Raw genomic sequence first — 17875 nt, 5'->3', positions numbered from 1 at the left:
AGGGGGCGGAATCCTACGCTAAGGCTTTGGCCAGCGATATTCTCCGGTGAGATTGATGTGTTCCCATCCGAGCGGCGAAACATGGGCCAAGAGATCGGGCGATAGCAGCTTTCCATCGCGTTTCTGGTTTGCAACGACCTCGCCGAGCTTCATGGTGTTCCAGAAGATGATGATGGCGGCGAGCAGATTCATGCCGGCGATGCGGTAATGCTGGCCTTCGGCGGAACGGTCGCGGATTTCACCGCGGCGGTGGAAGCTGATTGCCCGCTTCAGCGCATGATGAGCTTCGCCTTTGTTGAGCCCGATCTGGGCACGCCGTTGGAGTTCGGCATCCAGAATCCAGTCGATCATGAACAGGGTGCGCTCGACGCGACCGACTTCCCGCAGGGCTGTCGCGAGCTCGTTCTGCCGCGGATAGGAGGCGAGTTTCCGCAGAATCTGGCTTGGCGCGACGGTCCCGGCAGCAATGGTGGCGGCGATGCGCAGGATGTCGGGCCAATTGCGCTCGATCATGGCTTGGTTGACCTTTCCGCCGATCAACGCTCGCAGGTGCGCCGGGGCGGCCGACGGATTGAACGCGTAGAGCCGTTTGGATGGCAGGTCGCGGATGCGCGGAGCGAACCGGTAGCCGAGAATGGCACATGCGGCAAAGACGTGATCGGTGAAGCCGCCCGTGTCGGTGAACTGCTCGCGGATATGGCGTCCAGCATCGTTCATCAGCAGGCCATCGAGGATGTAAGGCGCTTCGCTTGCCGTTGCAGGAATCACCTGGGTTGCGAACGGCGCATATTGGTCGGAGACGTGGCTATAGGCTTTCAGGCCCGGGGTATTGCCATATTTCGCGTTGACCAGGTTCATGGCCTCACCTTGCTCTGTAGCGACGAAGAACTGTCCGTCGCTCGAAGCCGACGTGCCCATGCCCCAGAACCGGGCCATGGGTAACGCTGCCTGTGCCTCGACCACCATGGCCAGCGCCCGGTCATAGGCTTCGCCCTCGACATGCCACCGTCCAATGCGGATCAATTCCCAGAAGGTGTGGGTGTTTGTCGCATCCGCCATTTTGCGCAAGCCGAGGTTGATCCCTTCCGCCAAGATAACGTTCATTAGCCCGATCCGGTCAGCGCAGGGTGCTCCTGTGCGCAGATGGGTGAACGCTTCGGTGAAGCCGGTCGCCGCATCCACCTCCAGCAGGAGATCGGTGATGCGCGTGGGCGGGATCTGCTTGTAGAGATCGAGCACCAGATCTTCGGCGCCTGTCGGCGCGGCGGCTTCGAGTTTCTCGATATGCAGAACGCCGTTTTCAATCGACCCGCCCGGGATCGTGCCTGCGCGAGCGGCACGGCCAAGCTCGCGCAACCGCATGTCGAGGCGAGCTTGCCGGTCTGCCAGCCATTCCTCCGGCCGCAATGGCACAGCGAGACGACCGCCTTCCGCGATGGATTGTGCCGGAACGAGTGCGTGTTTCAGATCGCCATAGCGCCGGGACCTAGTAAGCCAGACATCTCCGGAGCGGAACGCATCGCGCAGATGGAACAGCACCGCGATCTCCCATAGGCGAGCGTCGCCAGCCCTCTGGGCCCGAAGGTGGCGATGCCATTTCGAGCTGGGCCGCAAGAAGCTGGTCATCGCGGCATCGTTCAAACCGGTACGAAGGGCCGTCACCGCTTCCAGAAGCGGCAGTGCAACGGGCGCAGCTCGCAGATCGAGCAGGCGCAACATGCGTGGAGCGTATCGGCGGAAGCGGTGATAACCGTCGAGCACATGATTGAGCGGATCGTCGGCCATGGTGGCGGTCAGCCTGGTTGCCATTGCAACAAGGGTTTTTAAGCCGTCCCACCCTGACCCACTCGCGATGACATCGCCCAGCGGCTGGCCATCATCCTGTGCATCGACCAGGGCGCCCCCGATCTCGGCGAAGGATTTCAGGGTGTCACGCACCACCCCCGCTTCGTCTGCGACCTTTGCATGGCAAATACGCTCCGAAGCACGGTAGAGACGGCCGACGATCCGGTCGTGGGTTTCGACCACTGCGTCGGCCAACATCGCCTGCCATTCCGAGACGCAAACAGCCAAGATCGCAAGCCGCCTGTCCTCCGGGAGATCGCGCATGCCGTCGGCATAATACCGTTCACCCTGCCTGCGCAGACGAGTCACCCGATGGGCAGGAACGCCGGCAAGCAGATCCTCGGGGAGATCGATGCGTTGCAGATATTCGAGCCGGTCGAGCAGCCGGTTGGCCGACGAAGAGTTCGAGCCAGGCTCGAACTGGCGCAGCCACACAAAACGGGTCACCCGATCATCAGCCGTCTCCTCGAGCAATGCCAGCAACTGTTCTCGGATCGACATAGGCAGCCGACTGGCGATCCTCGTCTCGATGCGTCGCTCGGCATCGACGAGAGCCGCGGCACAAAGCCGCTCGATCGTGGATGTCGCGGGAAGGACAGTGCGGGTGCGTCGGCACTCGGCTACGAAGCGACGGGCGATATCCTCGTTCGACACCGCCATCTCGGCTTCTCGGAACAACCATTCCTTCAGCTCGCTCGCACCACGTCCGGAGAAGGTGCGGAAGCCGTAGAGCCCCCGTAACTCGGCAAGATGCTCGTGCCGTGTTTCCTCGCGGGCAGCATAGTCTACGAGATCGTCGGCACCCAGGCCAAGCTGCGCTCCGATAAATTCGATGACCTCTGCAGGGATCAGTTCGCCTGGAGCCAGCACCCGGCCGGGATAGCGCAGGACACACAATTGCAGGGCGAAGCCGAACCTGTTGTGAGCGCGCCGACGCAGCCTGATATGCCCAAGGTCTTCATCACTCAGCGTATAGTGCTTGAGCAAATCCGTCTGTGAAGTCGGCAAGCGCAACAGCGCGTCTTTCTGCCGATCGGTTAGAGTGACGCGACGCGGCATACATGTTCCTTTTTCAAAATCTGATAGCGTTCAAGACGCTTTGTTTATGAAGCTGGTTGAGATACATTTCCAGAGGTCAATGCAATCGTGGCCGAAGCGCCGCCTCAAACCAACGTTTGTGATACATGCTGATCGGATATGCCCGCGTCTCCAAAGCCGATGGCTCGCAGTCTCTCGACCTGCAGCACGACGCCTTGCGCGCCGCAGGTGTCGAACGTGTTAATGGCCATTGACATCGAACGGGACAATATCTATGATGATCTTGCTTCCGGCGGTCGTGATGATCGCCCTGGCTTGACTGCCTGCCTCAAGTCATTGCGTGACGGCGATGTGCTGGTGGTCTGGAAGCTCGATCGCCTCGGACGATCGCTTGCCCATCTGGTCAACACGGTGAAGGAGCTGTCAGACCGCAAGATCGGCCTGCGGGTTCTGACTGGAAAGGGCGCTCAGATCGACACCACGACTGCGTCCGGTCGCATGGTGTTCGGAATCTTCGCCACCTTGGCCGAGTTCGAGCGGGATCTGATCCGAGAGCGCACCATGGCGGGTCTCGCCTCCGCGAGAGCGCGCGGTCGCAAGGGCGGACGAAAATTCGCGCTCACCAAAGCTCAGGTGCGTCTCGCGCAAGCCGCCATGGCCCAGCGCGATACTTCAGTTTCCGATCTCTGCAAGGAACTCGGCATCGAGCGCGTCACTCTCTACCGATATGTCGGTCCCAAAGGCGAGCTCAGAGACCATGGAAAGCATGTTCTCGGACTTACGTAGCAACTCGTTTCTTTTCGCAGGTTGAGCCACCTCCGCGCTTCATCAGAAAACTGAAGGAACCTCCATTGAATCGAACTAATATTTTTTTTGGTGAATCGCATTCTGACTGGTTGCCTGTCAGAGGCGGAGAATCTGGTGATTTTGTTTTTCGACGTGGTGACGGGCATGCCTTCGCGAAAATCGCACCTGCTTCCCGCCGCGGTGAGCTCGCTGGAGAGCGTGACCGCCTCATTTGGCTCAAAGGTCGAGGTGTGGCTTGCCCCGAGGTGATCAACTGGCAGGAGGAACAGGAGGGTGCATGCTTGGTGATAACGGCAATTCCGGGAGTACCGGCGGCTGATCTGTCTGGAGCGGATTTGCTCAAAGCGTGGCCGTCAATGGGGCAGCAACTTGGCGCTGTTCACAGCCTATCGGTTGATCAATGTCCGTTTGAGCGCAGGCTGTCGCGAATGTTCGGACGCGCCGTTGATGTGGTGTCCCGCAATGCCGTCAATCCCGACTTCTTACCGGACGAGGACAAGAGTACGCCGCAGCTCGATCTTTTGGCTCGTGTCGAACGAGAGCTACCGGTGCGGCTCGACCAAGAGCGCACCGATATGGTTGTTTGCCATGGTGATCCCTGCATGCCGAACTTCATGGTGGACCCTAAAACTCTTCAATGCACGGGTCTGATCGACCTTGGGCGGCTCGGAACAGCAGATCGCTATGCCGATTTGGCACTCATGATTGCTAACGCCGAAGAGAACTGGGCAGCGCCAGATGAAGCAGAGCGCGCCTTCGCTGTCCTATTCAATGTATTGGGGATCGAAGCCCCCGACCGCGAACGCCTTGCCTTCTATCTGCGATTGGACCCTCTGACTTGGGGTTGATGTTCATGCCGCCTGTTTTTCCTGCTCATTGGCACGTTTCGCAACCTGTTCTCATTGCGGACACCTTTTCCAGCCTCGTTTGGAAAGTTTCATTGCCAGACGGGACTCCTGCAATCGTCAAGGGATTGAAACCTATAGAAGACATTGCTGATGAACTGCGCGGGGCCGACTATCTGGTATGGCGCAATGGGAGGGGAGCAGTCCGGTTGCTCGGTCGTGAGAACAATCTGATGTTGCTCGAATATGCCGGGGAGCGAATGCTCTCTCACATCGTTGCCGAGCACGGCGACTACCAGGCGACCGAAATTGCAGCGGAACTAATGGCGAAGCTGTATGCCGCATCTGAGGAACCCCTGCCTTCTGCCCTTCTCCCGATCCGGGATCGCTTTGCAGCTTTGTTTCAGCGGGCGCGCGATGATCAAAACGCAGGTTGTCAAACTGACTACGTCCACGCGGCGATTATAGCCGATCAAATGATGAGCAATGCCTCGGAACTGCGTGGGCTACATGGCGATCTGCATCATGAAAACATCATGTTCTCCAGTCGCGGCTGGCTGGTGATAGATCCCGTCGGTCTGGTCGGTGAAGTGGGCTTTGGCGCCGCCAATATGTTCTACGATCCGGCTGACAGAGACGACCTTTGTCTCGATCCTAGACGCATTGCACAGATGGCGGACGCATTCTCTCGTGCGCTGGACGTCGATCCGCGTCGCCTGCTCGACCAGGCGTACGCTTATGGGTGCCTTTCCGCAGCTTGGAACGCGGATGGAGAAGAGGAGCAACGCGATCTAGCTATCGCGGCCGCGATCAAGCAGGTGCGACAGACGTCATACTAGATATCAAGCGACTTCTCCTATCCCCTGGGAACACATCAATCTTACCGGAGAATATCGTTGGCCAAAGCCTTAGCGTAGGATTTCGCCCTCTCCCGCAAACGACCCCTGGATCACCTATCGAAAATTCAAATTCGATATATTTGTCACGCTGAGTCCCTGTAACATGAATAAAGCAAGGAGGCTGTTCTACATTGAGTTGCTGCATACCAAAATCCTCATATTCTCCATAAGATTATTGCAACTTGCATGCCAATTTTATTTATTATTATTTTTCAAATATTTATGATTTTCTCTTTTTTATTTCATACAATGTTCTTTATCAAATTCTTAAGTCACAATGTATGACTTAAGAAAATTCTCAAGTGTTTTATATTTTCTCAGTTGTATAAGCACTTATAGATGATCAAAAAAAAAAGAAGCCAAAGCTTCTTTTTTTGATTTTCCAACTCGCATTGATAGCCCCTATAATTCAATCAACTGAACCGTACCGGGTTTGTCGGAGAGTTTTTTATTTAAGTTAGGCCACCTGACCTAACGGGTTAATCTTATCATAGTACATTGCTTCAAAATCAAAAGGTGATACATAACCTAGTGCACTATGTACACGCTCTTTATTGAACCAATCTACCCAATTTAGTGTCGCAAGTTGTACATCCGCTAAACCTTGCCAATCTGCTTTTAGATATTCAATCACCTCTGTTTTGTATAAGCCATTCACCGTTTCAGCCAAAGCATTATCGTATGAATCACCAGTCGTACCGACTGATGCTCGTAAATTTGCTGCTTCTAAACGATTGGTATAGCGAATGGAAAGATATTGCACACCTCTGTCGGAATGATGAATCACATTCTTTGGCATGCCTCGATCATGCAATGCTTGCTCCAATGCATCGAGCACCATATCTGTATTCATCCGTGTCGATACTTTCCATCCAACAATTGCTCGTGAGAACACATCAATAATAAATGCAGTATAAACCCAGCCTGAATTTGTTTGAATATACGTAAAGTCACTCACCCACAGTTGGTCAGGATGATCAGCAGTAAAATTACGTTTTACCAAGTCATCCGCTCGTTTTTGATCATCTCGGCTACGGGTGGTTTGTTTGTTCTTACCACGCCAAACACCTTTTATACCTAGCTTTTGCATTAATCGAGCAACAGTACAGCGCGCAATAATATAGCCTTCACGTTTCAGTTTTTGCCAGACTTTACGTACACCATACCGACCTGAACTTTCCTTCCAAATTCGTTTAATCTCCTCAGCATGATGCAAGTCATGTAAATCTCGCTTTGCTCGATGTTCTGGATTTTCACAGAGATCTAGAGTCCGGTAATAGGTTGAAGGTGCGATCGGTAAAATTCTACAAATCGCCTCGACTCCGTACAGCTCTTTATTATTATGGATAAAATCCACCATTATTTGTGTGGGCGGTCGAGCTCCGCCTGGGCGAAAAAAGCGGCTGCTTTACGTAGAATTTCATTGGCGCGTTGCAGTTCTTTATTTTCGCGTTCGAGTTGTTTGATACGTTCTTGGTCTGAAAGCTGCTGTACTTTAACTGGATTTTGTTTATCTAAATATTTTTGATACCAAACACGTAGTGTTTCAGGAGTACAACCCTTGCGCAGTATACTGCTCAGGGAGCAATAGCGGTGATCGCAGCCCAATTCGATGGATAATCTTTCTCGGATTCAATCAATAATTGAACCGCTCTTTCTCTGATTTCAGGGGTATATTTTACTTTTTTCATCGGGACATTCTCTCAGAAAGCTTGGTCTCCGACAAACCCGGTACGGTTCAAAAATCTTCCATTGATTTATTTATATCTGTTAAACCAGTCGCATTATGAAATGTAATATAAGTAGAAATTTCAGTATAAATGGTCATGATCTTTTCTAAATTTGAATATCTAAGCGTCTTCATTAATCAACCTTATTGATTATTAGTTTCTTCTTTTAAAGCTCTTTGTACTGTTGCTATCCCTACTTTAAACTTTTCTGCAACACCTCTAAATGTTGAATTTTCTTCAGCCATTGCTTTTCGTATTTCAACATAGTCAACCTTCCGCTTTCTTCCCTTATATAAGCCCTTCGCTTTGGCTTTTGCAATTCCTTCCTTTTGACGCTCACGGATCATGGAGCGTTCAAACTCTGCAAATGCAGCAAGCATCTGAAACATGAGTTTATTTATTGCCGATTGTGCTACATCATGACTGAAGGTCAAATTCTCTTTATGAAAAATAAGGCACTGTTGCAAATAGTCGGTGGTGATAAACTTATCATCCCCTTTTGCTGATGGAGCTGCACATGAACCCATTCAAAGGCCGGCATTTTCAGCGTGACATCATTCTGTGGGCCGTACGCTGGTACTGCAAATACGGCATCAGTTACCGTGAGCTGCAGGAGATGCTGGCTGAACGCGGAGTGAATGTCGATCACTCCACGATTTACCGCTGGGTTCAGCGTTATGCGCCTGAAATGGAAAAACGGCTGCGCTGGTACTGGCGTAACCCTTCCGATCTTTGCCCGTGGCACATGGATGAAACCTACGTGAAGGTCAATGGCCGCTGGGCGTATCTGTACCGGGCCGTCGACAGCCGGGGCCGCACTGTCGATTTTTATCTCTCCTCCCGTCGTAACAGCAAAGCTGCATACCGGTTTCTGGGTAAAATCCTCAACAACGTGAAGAAGTGGCAGATCCCACGATTCATCAACACGGATAAAGCGCCCGCCTATGGTCGCGCGCTTGCTCTGCTCAAACGCGAAGGCCGGTGCCCGTCTGACGTTGAACACCGACAGATTAAGTACCGGAACAACGTGATTGAATGCGATCATGGCAAACTGAAACGGATAATCAACGCCACGCTGGGATTTAAATCCATGAAGACGGCTTACGCCACCATCAAAGGTATTGAGGTGATGCGTGCACTACGCAAAGGCCAGGCCTCAGCATTTTATTATGGTGATCCCCTGGGCGAAATGCGCCTGGTAAGCAGAGTTTTTGAAATGTAAGGCCTTTGAATAAGACAAAAGGCTGCCTCATCGCTAACTTTGCAACAGTGCCATTTAATTCCTATGGCTATAAAAAACGAACTATCAATTCTTACCAAAGCTGAGCAGCTTGATCTATATTCTCCGCCGCTATTATCACTTGAACAACAACGATTGTATTTTACGCCAAACGAGATCGAGTTAACAGAGTTGAAAAGTATTCGCCTAAGGAACCACCGATGCTATTTCATTGCGTTATTAGGGTATTTTAAGTCTAAGCCTGAGATTCTTTCACCTAGCTTTAACCTCATCTTTGACGATATGCAGTTTATTTCAACGCAAGTTCAAGGAGGCAAAGGGATCAGGCCTTTCAGCATTAATAAGATGCAGCGTGACCGTATATATCAAAGAATACTGAGGTTATTAAACTATCAGAAATGGGACGAAAGTCTGCACTTTGCGCCGCTGTACGAACATCTTGTTATGGTCGGCAAAGCTTGGCTTGAGCCTCGTTATCTATTCGATGCAGCCGCTGAATATCTAGCAACGCATAGAATTGCCATCCCTAAATATACTGTCTTACAAAAGCTTATCAGTCGTGTTATCCAACAGGTCAAGAAGGCGTTAAATAATAAGCTTCGTATTCATGTTTCATCTGAACTACACGGATTTCTAAATACTATTATCGATGACAAAGATGGGCTCTCCTTAAGCCAGCTTCGAGCCGGTGCAAAAAGCGTTATGGTGACAGAGCTAAAAAAAGAACTGACGGTGTATCATCAGTTACAGCCTTATACAAGACAGATTGATAATGCTGTTAAGGGCTTAGCCTTATCGTCTAAAAACCAACAACACTTCGGTGAAATGGTGGATTATTATGGCAGTAAACTAAAACGCTTTAAGCGTCCACAGCAACACCTATGGTTGCTGTGTTTTCTGACTCAACGCATACGGCAAAGCCTAGAGCGATTGGCTGATGGGTTTATTCATCATATCCGTAAACAACAAGAAGCTGCGCATGCGTTTGCCCAACAGGCAGTGTTTGACTCATGGAGGTCAGCTGCAGACAATGTCACCAAAGCCGCAGAATTACTGCATCTGTTTGTTGATGACAGTATCGACGATAATCAACCATTTGCAACGGTTAGGCAACAAGCATTAAGTGTAATGAATAACCAAGATATAGAAACGCTATGCCTGTACTTAAAAAAGCAAAAACGCACGGTAGAAGAATATCAATGGCAATATTATGATGATCAAAACGGGTTAATTGAGCAGTTATTAAGGCCCGTGTTTCTATGTCTTGAATGCCAAGCAGGTAAAGGCTCAGAAGCATTAGTGACCCAGCTCAAAACCACAAAAACAGAACTATTAGCAGGTAATACATTGCAAACAATGGATAGTACACTTATCCAACAAAAACATCGTCCATGGTTAATTAACAAGGATGTTGTTCATCCACAGCGATACGAATGGTTGCTTTACCGTCAACTGGCTTCTCGGCTTAATGGTCGAATTTACTTATCAAACGTCACTAAATATCGTGCGCTAGAAGACGACTTAATTGCATCGTCAATACAGCCTGATCTATTGGCATCATCAACATTGGAAAAGCTAAAGCAGCCGATTCAGAAGCTACTGCAAGTAAAACAAATACGCTTAACAACATCCCTAGAAGATGTTGCTCGTCACATTGATAATGGTGATAACCGCAATGTGATCATGAAGAGCCGAAGTGGCACACGATGGCGACTGCCAGTTAAAGGCTCCCAATCACTTGTCAACAACCCTTTCTTTAAACAAATGATCCCCGTCAGTATTGCTGATGTGTTGCGTTATGTTGAACAAGAAACCAACTTTATGCAATGCTTCGCACACGTGCTGCCAATACAAAAACAAGTAGGCGCCAATCAGGATGATTTATTGGCTATTCTAATTGCGAATGCGACACATCGCGGCGTATATGGGATAACACTAAATATAAAAAAAATGAAAGAATAATTTACTAAGTTATTGTTTTTAAGTTGATCCTTGTTTTATATGGGGGTGATAATAACTTCTGATTACTAGTTTTTACCTTAAATATACCGATTGAAAGATTCATTTAAAGGCTATAAATACATGAGTTTTACAGTTTGGCTAGGTCAGCATGAGTACTTTTCACAAGATTTAAGATCGACCATGAACGTGATTAAGTTATAGGGGATTGATGAAATAGTTTTTATGAATTTCTGGCTTTCTGGGCTGATTTTATCAAATTCATGTCTATGCAAAATTGCGACATATTTCTCGTGCTGGTAGTTATCCAGAGTTTGGTCTGCATCTATCCATAGTGCAGACCTTTTTTTGGTGACAGTTTTTTCTTAGTGATTTTCGATCTGGATGTAGTGATTTCACGTTTGCAGAATATATCTTGGCGGTGATCCATCTAATATTCGTGATTATAAAGAGAGCTAATTCACAGGTTCTACAGATTATGTAGCGACTAACTATATCAAAGTCTATTTGCAGTTGATGGTTGGCGCTTAGTTTATATTTACGCTTAGGTTTCAGTTAAAAAATCAATATTCTGTTGAATCCGTGATTGAATCATCTGTAGGGTAGATTCTCGAATTTGATGGGGATACAGGCGCTGCGCAATTTGACTAAATTGAAGTGCAATTTCACGCATGGTCAAGATGATCTCATCGACTTCTAGAGTAGTCAGATTAGCTTCTGAAGTACCGAGTTTATGTATGTCACTTCGGGAAATATTGAGCGCTTCTCCCATAATGTCCATTTGATGATAACCACCTGGACCCTCGCAGAAGGTCACATCATAGGCTGGAGCCAATTTCCATTGACCATTTTTCTCCATGAGAAATGAAAAGTTCTTAGTATGGTCATCCCGATTATTGAAAAGCACATTAAACACAGCACGTTTAAAAGCATGCAATCTTTCTCGTACATCTTGCGTACACATCAAGGTTGCCCGGAGAAAATTGCGATAGTCTAGGCTACCTGGAACTTTATAGTCTGCTCCTGTATATGCAGCCAAACTCTGCATTGGAATCCGCATACCATTTTGACGATCGAATCGTTTAGAAGCAAAAGCCGTTAAACCATTGGGCAAATTAAAGAAATGGGTATCTGGAGTCTCAATTGCACAAAGTCGCAAACATTCTGCATAGACGGCTTCAATGGCGCAGACTTCAGGATGCTCTTGCTGAGCAGGAAACTTAATCAGCCAGGCTTCATGTTGATCAGAATCTTGAGTCGAAAACTCTAAATTGACAGGATCTCGGTAAACCAACGCTTTTGGTCTGGCACCTTGAGGGGAGCCACCCATGACCAATAAATGCTGTAGAAATTCACCACCTTCACCTTTGAGTACTTCTTGAACTTCCTGGGCCAGTTGTTGTAAAGGGATATTTTCTGAGGTTTGCATGTCAGCAACACAAGGTTCAAAGGAGAGGGCACCCATTGCGTGACTACTAATATAGGTCAGACGCTCCAAAGGTCCAATTCGTGCTGAATTTAAGCCAATTTTTTTGAAATATCGATCCATCAACATCATGCCCCAACCATCTGGTAAAGCGTCATAGACTGGACCTGGGAGTCCCATTTGATGAGTAGGAAAACCTTGTCTGAATGGTAGACCTTTTAAAGGCAGCAAGTAAGAAGAGAGCTCAACACCTTGCTGTATTGCTTCTGGACTATATTCAAAAGCAATGGTGGGTCTACCTGTCGTGGCTGTTGAACTAATCAGCGTTCCCCATAACCATGATTCGTCCCAACCGTTGTAATAAACATTAAGTCTATTGAGCATTATCCCTTCCTCTTAATACGGTGGCGCTTACTTTGACTCTCATAGCGAAGAATGTCATTCACACTGTTAAGCTGAGGTTTAAATAGTTCCTGAAGTTCGTTTAATCGACCCAAGACCATTGCAATACGGACTAAATTTTCAACAGATACATTTCGTCCCGCTTCAAGATTCGAAACTGTATTCACGCCGACACCAGCGCGTGCTGCTACCTCAGTTTGAGACATCTCCAGAAAGAGTCGTTGCTTACGTAAACGCTCACCTAAAAGAGTCACAACTTCTTCTGGTTTAGTGAAATATAAATCCATTAAATTGGGTCTTAAGAATGAATAATTTAATTAAATCACAAAATAATGGAATTAATCTATAGCTATAGTGTGGCTAAGGAGGGCTTTGTTGCACAGCACATCAGAAGGGTAGGTATAGTCCTTGGGTATCGGTTACAGAAAATCATCAGGATGTACTTTGACTGATTGTTGATACGGAGATTTCAGTATTTTCATTTTTCCTAATAGGTCACATTACTTAGAAAGGGTTCTTCGAAAATTAGTTCATACTTTAAAAATCCTATAAATATTGAGGATATTTTCTTAATGCTTTCAATATAGCATGCGGCTATATGTAACTCGAACGGGCTTAATCTGCCTTTCAGTATAAATTTTTTGGGCGTGAGAGGGGAGAGGTGTGAGGGCAAGCAATTTATATCGTGGATACTTCTAAATTACTTATGTAATAGAAGGTGGTAAACATGGATTTAGAGGTAATAACACTAAATATAAAAAAATTGGAAGAATAATTTATTAAATTATTGTTTTTATGTGGTTATTGGTGATGTTATGAATAATAATAACTTTTTCTTGATGAATTTTACCTAAAAAAATTGATCAGATAATTTTCTTTAAATGTCACGCATACATAAATTTGACAGTTTGAAGGGATCGGTATGTGCATTTTTCACAAGGTTAAAGATCGACCATAAATGTGATAAACGGCAGAGGATCATTGAAAAATGAATGGATTTAAACACTACATGTATGCACGAAAAAGAGTATCGCTGCGGTTCTGCTGACAGGCTGTATTGAGCATTGAATGCAAATGATGTAGTAATTGTCTACAGGCTATAGGACCAGCATGAAGAAGAATGAAATGTAGTTGCCAATTTATAACCTTGGTTGAAAAGCATAGCATTGTTATTCGGAGAAGTGAGGTAAGCCATCCTTCTCTTATTCATTTAAAATGATTCTTACTCAACTGATCTCGACTCATGGGCTGGTTCAAATTAGACGGATAATAACTTCCATCCCCTATCTTTTTCTTACCACATTTCTTGCATTTAATCCCTTCTTTGGAGATTTGATTCAGCATCACTGTTGTCGGTTGAATCAAATCAATGACATAGTTCGTTGGTTCAGGAAAAGCAGAAGAGGCTGCTTTATTGCAAAAGAGAACATTCGGATCAAATGGATTGGATTGCACAAAAGCCATGATACAGCCACAGAGTAATTCACCTGCATGTAATCTGTAACATCCATTCAGGTCATCAGACGAAGATTAATCTGAAATTTAAGCACTAAACGCCATAAATCTATGTATGGGCAGACTTTTTTGAGACATATGTTGATAAACATGCGGCAAGTTACATTGCTTAAAAGTCTATCTAAGTTAACGATCTATTCAATTCTGGATAAGTAATCTGAATATTACGATCCTAAATTACCCGAAGAGTATTGAGATTTCTAAGAATCGTGATTGTTGGTTTATTTGGGAAATTAATCAGTGGATTGAAGCAAAGATGATGGCTCATTAAGGATTGTGGGCTTCGACTACTTAAATTTTAGGTATTTTGAATAAAGCATATTTCAAAAATCTTAATTAATGGATTTAAATTACCATAAAAACCTTCAATATTGGCTTGAATCCATTGTTGTTGAGAGTCAATGCGAGACCAATCAATACCATAACCACAATGAGCAATCAGATGCTCAAAGAAAATCCGTTGTGTACGTCCATTACCTTCACGGAATGGGTGTATGACATTAAGCTCACAATACAAGTCGGCAAGTTGAGGAATCAGTTGTTGTGGTGCTAAGCCTTGAAAGTATTTTTTTTCTTGAAGCGGTTTGAGTAGTTTATTGGTTTCAATTTCAATACGGGAAAAATTACAAAAACGGGTGTCACCTTTGGAAATATCGATTTGTCTTAACTTTCCTGCCCAGTCGTATAAGTCGCCAAAAAGCTGTGAATGAATTGATTTTAAGTATTTTAAGTCGTAGGGTGGTTCAGCATATTCAATTAGGCTGCTCGCCAATCCAGAGAGTTCCAGTTCGGCTTGCTCTAAAATATGTTCATCGCGGATATTGAGTTTGTTCTTTAGGGTGTTTGTGCCAGGGTAACAATATAGGCTATCACCCATTTCCCCATATTTATCCATACATGCACCTGACTAAGATTCGGGTTGCGAATATTTCTTATATTTTTGCAAGATTTCAGCTTTACTCTGTTGAGTTATTTGAGCTGTCGTTGTAATGCCTTCAAGCTTTAGGCTGGCTTGATAGTTTTGCGCACGTGTCGCTTGAATATATTTTTTTTTCTGTTCAGTGGTTCTGAGCATTTCTAAACTCCATTGATGCTATACGTGAAATAAGTATAGCAGAGAATCATTTGATCAATGCCTTGCACCTAATATTTCAAAATAGAAAGCAACAGTATTATTTCATGTAATAACAGAAAACTAAAAAAAAGTGGAAGAATTCTTAAAATTTAGACCACCCATGATAAGTAAACCATATGTATTTGTTGATAATTGTAATTTTGAGAAAATTTAGTTGATAAATTAAATGAATTTTAATATACAAAGATATGCTCATTTTTTATATCGATAAAAATGTTAAAATTTGACTATTTAGTAAAAAATATAGAGATATTTATGGGGCAATTTATCATGCCCTTTTGCTTTGAGCGACAAAATGTTCAATTTAAGATAGTAAAAATTAACTCAGAACTACTGAAAATCAAAAAGATTAAACAGAGCCAGAAAGTAGTAGTACAAGCAAAGTTCAAAATAATCTATGTGAAAATTTGGCAAAAAATATTGCTATTAATGCAAACGGAGCCATGCTTACGTGTACATTCTAATTATGTTGCAATCTTACAGTTGATACATAATCTTGATGATTTTATCGAAAAATCACAGCAACACTTGTGCTTTGAGAGAAAAGCTCAGAAAGAGCTGGATGCTAAATTTTTTGCTAGATTTTTTAAGCTGACAAAGAGTTCAATAAAAGATCAACTTTTACCAAATTGTTCAGATCGTAATGAATTTAACCAATGCAATTTGATAAAAAATTAAGCGAAAGCGAATATGCCAAAGATTGAAACAGAAGAGCAATTCTTAGATTTAGCAGAAAAATTCCAAAAAGATTATTGTTTATTACGCAATCATGTTGTGAATACACAATTTGTCGATCTATCAGATGATTTACGTGAAAAAGCCCATGCGCTATATGAGAAGGCGCAACAGATATACGGCTATATATCTAGTACGAGGCAAATTGGTAATTATTATTTGCTAGCTTGTTTAAGTTATTTTGCATCTCCTGATACTAGTAATACTCAAGAGCTGTCGTCTCAACGTTATCTGATTCTGCAAGCAAGTTTTTTAACTTATCGACATTACCAAGATTTTTCAAAAATTCCTAAAGGTGAGAATAAGAAAAAACAGGTCTGTGATCTCTTGCGTTATGTATCACGATATGTGCTGCATTCTAATCATGCTGAATTATTTGAAGAATGCAGTAAGCTATTAAATCGTTATGTCATGTACGAACGTAGCTTGAAAAACGAGGATCGTAATCAACTTTTTAATATTAATGATTTTCAAGAAATAAAAGTAATTGAATATTTATCGGCACTATTGATCATATTTATACGACTAGATGATCGTAGTGTTGTTCTTCGTCAACGTAAGTCAAAAGAACGGAAAGCTTTACAATGGCCAACTAAAAACGAAGTCAGAATATTTCGTGAAATAAAATCAGGTAAGCAAGAAGATGTCGGATATAACGCAAAAATCAGTTTTCATGATGCCGCTCTTCACAAAGATGAAGATGGTGAAATTGAGCTTGCAGACGCTGAAGTAGAGTTATATTCAGAAGATGAAAAGACTAAACAATTTAATCATATAATTAGTGATTATGTTGCGCATTACACGCGTCATCGCCAACGCCGGCATGCTCCATTTATTACAAATCCTCATTATTTAGCGCCGGACGTACTGAAGCAAGTTGTATATGTACTAAGAGCCGAATTATTTGGAAACTGGAAAGATGCTGCAATCGCTGCAGCATGTTTATTATCACTGTTGACAGGATTATCACCCGTTGCACTGATGAATTTTAACGAGCTTATTCAAGATGGAATTTTGATCCAAAAAGGTTCACGAAAACGACGGGAATATTTACTCAATTTAGATTTAAAAATTTCAGAGCAGAAAATACAGCGTCTTAATCATGTGCGATGGAATGAAGAGATGTCGCATCAACTACATCTACCTGCGGCATGGTTTGACTACATCGAGCAAGGAGATAATCCATCTATATCTTCAGCTTATATTAATACCAAGCTTAAGAATTGGCTTGATAATCGGTTTGTAGGTTCGATCACTGTAGAAAAACTGCAGGCTCAATTATATTTTCATATATATTATGAAACCTATAATGAATATCTTACTCATGTGATTGCGAGGCGGGATATCAAGCATGATGTGCCAGGTATTTATTACGGAGGACTTCCCAAAGCTCAGCTTGATAGCAGCTATTTAGCTTTTTTGGAATCAGCACTTACACCACATTCTAAGGAACTTACAGAAGACACGGCTGAACTCAAAATATTACAACAACAATTCAAAGTGCAATCTGCATCTAAAGGGAGGGTAGGGAGTCAACTGGCACTTGAACCCAGTTTTGTGAAAGAGCAATTTGCTTTTTTACATAGACATTGCCAAGAAAATATTCAAAAAGATCAACATATCATTAATCAATTGAATGCATACGCGTGTTGGATGTGGCATGTTAGCTTGCTAAGCATGGCCAGACGGCCTAATAAAAATCTGTTGGGGAATTTGGAAGATTATTGTTTTGAGCTTAAAATTCTATATGTAAACGATAAAAAGAATAGCAAGGTAAGAAAGGATGGACGATTTATCCCGCTATCCGATTTCTTCTTAAAAGCACTGCAAAATTACACTGTATTTTTAAAACAAATAATTGAACTGTATAGCCCACTTTTAAAACAAGTATTTGCAAAGAAAAAAATTGCGCTCAATGACTTATTCGGAAAGGTCATTGATAGTAAAGATATCTTGCCGATAACTGTCAAAGAGTGGCAGAGCAGGAAAGTTAAGTTAATCCCTTTATCTCGAAACTGGGTAAATTTATATATGGAAGGAATCTTTCCAAAGAATATGTATTCGAATTGGTTACGTCATTTTGATATGAATTTTTTGATGTATGCAGAAGAAAAAGAAGAAAAAAAAACTGCTTTAGCATTCCATTTAATTCAGGCTCTTTATGGTCATGACCAACGTGACCGAGAGGCTTTTCATCCGTATTCTTCACTTATTCCGAATGTCTATGTACAGCAAGTCCGCCAGCAATTGCAAGATAATGTCAAATCTTTATCGATTAAACACTTAGAGCGAAAATAGT

At 44.5% G+C, this 17875-nt stretch carries 13 protein-coding genes, 2 pseudogenes and 1 other annotated feature; of the genes and pseudogenes, 7 read left to right on the top strand and 8 right to left on the bottom strand.

Annotation, left to right across the window (positions count from 1 at the left end; translation table 11 throughout):
- Window positions 1-18: 18 nt before the first annotated feature.
- Complete coding sequence (locus tag ABLC00_RS19115) at window positions 19-2904, bottom strand: Tn3 family transposase (RefSeq protein ID WP_001138082.1); 2886 nt, start codon at window positions 2902-2904, stop codon at window positions 19-21.
- A 125-nt stretch (window positions 2905-3029) separates the two neighbouring features.
- Between ABLC00_RS19115 and ABLC00_RS19110 the strand changes: the two are divergent.
- From ABLC00_RS19110 to ABLC00_RS19100, 3 genes and pseudogenes are all read left to right on the top strand, one after another.
- Window positions 3030-3669, top strand: a pseudogene (locus ABLC00_RS19110) (recombinase family protein).
- Window positions 3670-3734: 65 nt separating this feature from the next.
- Window positions 3735-4538 (top strand): aminoglycoside O-phosphotransferase APH(3'')-Ib, encoded by an 804-nt coding sequence (gene aph(3'')-Ib / locus ABLC00_RS19105; RefSeq protein ID WP_001082319.1) that lies wholly within the window; start codon window positions 3735-3737, stop codon window positions 4536-4538.
- Window positions 4538-5374, top strand: a complete 837-nt coding sequence (locus ABLC00_RS19100; protein ID WP_000480968.1) for an aminoglycoside O-phosphotransferase APH(6)-Id — start codon at window positions 4538-4540, stop codon at window positions 5372-5374. The genes aph(3'')-Ib and ABLC00_RS19100 overlap by 1 nt, the downstream gene beginning before the upstream one ends.
- 517 nt (window positions 5375-5891) lie before the next feature.
- Here ABLC00_RS19100 and ABLC00_RS19095 read toward each other — a convergent pair.
- Window positions 5892-7125: pseudogene (locus tag ABLC00_RS19095) on the bottom strand (IS3 family transposase).
- Window positions 6720-6836, bottom strand: a sequence feature (AL1L pseudoknot). It overlaps the preceding pseudogene by 117 nt.
- 182 nt (window positions 7126-7307) lie before the next feature.
- Complete coding sequence (locus tag ABLC00_RS19090) at window positions 7308-7691, bottom strand: recombinase family protein (protein WP_228272592.1); 384 nt, start codon at window positions 7689-7691, stop codon at window positions 7308-7310.
- Between ABLC00_RS19090 and ABLC00_RS19085 the strand changes: the two genes are divergently transcribed.
- Both ABLC00_RS19085 and ABLC00_RS19080 read left to right on the top strand, forming a co-directional pair.
- On the top strand, window positions 7682-8386 hold the full coding sequence (locus ABLC00_RS19085) for an IS6-like element IS26 family transposase (protein ID WP_001067858.1): 705 nt from the start codon (window positions 7682-7684) through the stop codon (window positions 8384-8386). The genes ABLC00_RS19090 and ABLC00_RS19085 overlap by 10 nt on opposite strands.
- A 63-nt stretch (window positions 8387-8449) precedes the next feature.
- Window positions 8450-10366, top strand: coding sequence for a Tn3 family transposase (locus tag ABLC00_RS19080; protein WP_369028971.1), 1917 nt, complete (start codon window positions 8450-8452; stop codon window positions 10364-10366).
- Window positions 10367-10907: 541 nt separating this feature from the next.
- Here ABLC00_RS19080 and ABLC00_RS19075 read toward each other — a convergent pair.
- From ABLC00_RS19075 to ABLC00_RS19055, 5 genes are all read right to left on the bottom strand, one after another.
- Window positions 10908-12173, bottom strand: a complete 1266-nt coding sequence (locus ABLC00_RS19075; RefSeq protein WP_000934716.1) for a type II toxin-antitoxin system HipA family toxin — start codon at window positions 12171-12173, stop codon at window positions 10908-10910.
- Window positions 12173-12478, bottom strand: a complete 306-nt coding sequence (locus ABLC00_RS19070) for a helix-turn-helix domain-containing protein (protein WP_046267491.1) — start codon at window positions 12476-12478, stop codon at window positions 12173-12175. The genes ABLC00_RS19075 and ABLC00_RS19070 overlap by 1 nt, the downstream gene beginning before the upstream one ends.
- A 919-nt stretch (window positions 12479-13397) precedes the next feature.
- The gene (locus ABLC00_RS19065) at window positions 13398-13655 is read right to left on the bottom strand and encodes a hypothetical protein (RefSeq protein WP_000896237.1); all 258 of its coding nucleotides are present in this window, start codon (window positions 13653-13655) and stop codon (window positions 13398-13400) included.
- A 349-nt stretch (window positions 13656-14004) separates the two neighbouring features.
- Window positions 14005-14601 (bottom strand): putative adenosine monophosphate-protein transferase Fic, encoded by a 597-nt coding sequence (locus ABLC00_RS19060; RefSeq protein ID WP_046267492.1) that lies wholly within the window; start codon window positions 14599-14601, stop codon window positions 14005-14007.
- 12 nt (window positions 14602-14613) lie between these two features.
- Complete coding sequence (locus tag ABLC00_RS19055) at window positions 14614-14781, bottom strand: YhfG family protein (RefSeq protein WP_000946582.1); 168 nt, start codon at window positions 14779-14781, stop codon at window positions 14614-14616.
- A 273-nt stretch (window positions 14782-15054) separates the two neighbouring features.
- Between ABLC00_RS19055 and ABLC00_RS19050 the strand changes: the two genes are divergently transcribed.
- A complete protein-coding gene (locus ABLC00_RS19050; protein WP_000911011.1) occupies window positions 15055-15519 on the top strand; it encodes a hypothetical protein in 465 nt (154 codons plus the stop codon).
- Between the two features lie 12 nt (window positions 15520-15531).
- A complete protein-coding gene (locus ABLC00_RS19045; protein WP_348941273.1) occupies window positions 15532-17874 on the top strand; it encodes a hypothetical protein in 2343 nt (780 codons plus the stop codon).
- Window position 17875 lies beyond the last annotated feature (1 nt).

Source organism: Acinetobacter nosocomialis (assembly GCF_041021905.1).
Lineage (GTDB): Bacteria > Pseudomonadota > Gammaproteobacteria > Pseudomonadales > Moraxellaceae > Acinetobacter > Acinetobacter nosocomialis.
The sequence above is the reverse complement of the archived record's forward strand: the minus strand, read 5'-3'. Positions and strand labels throughout refer to the sequence as shown.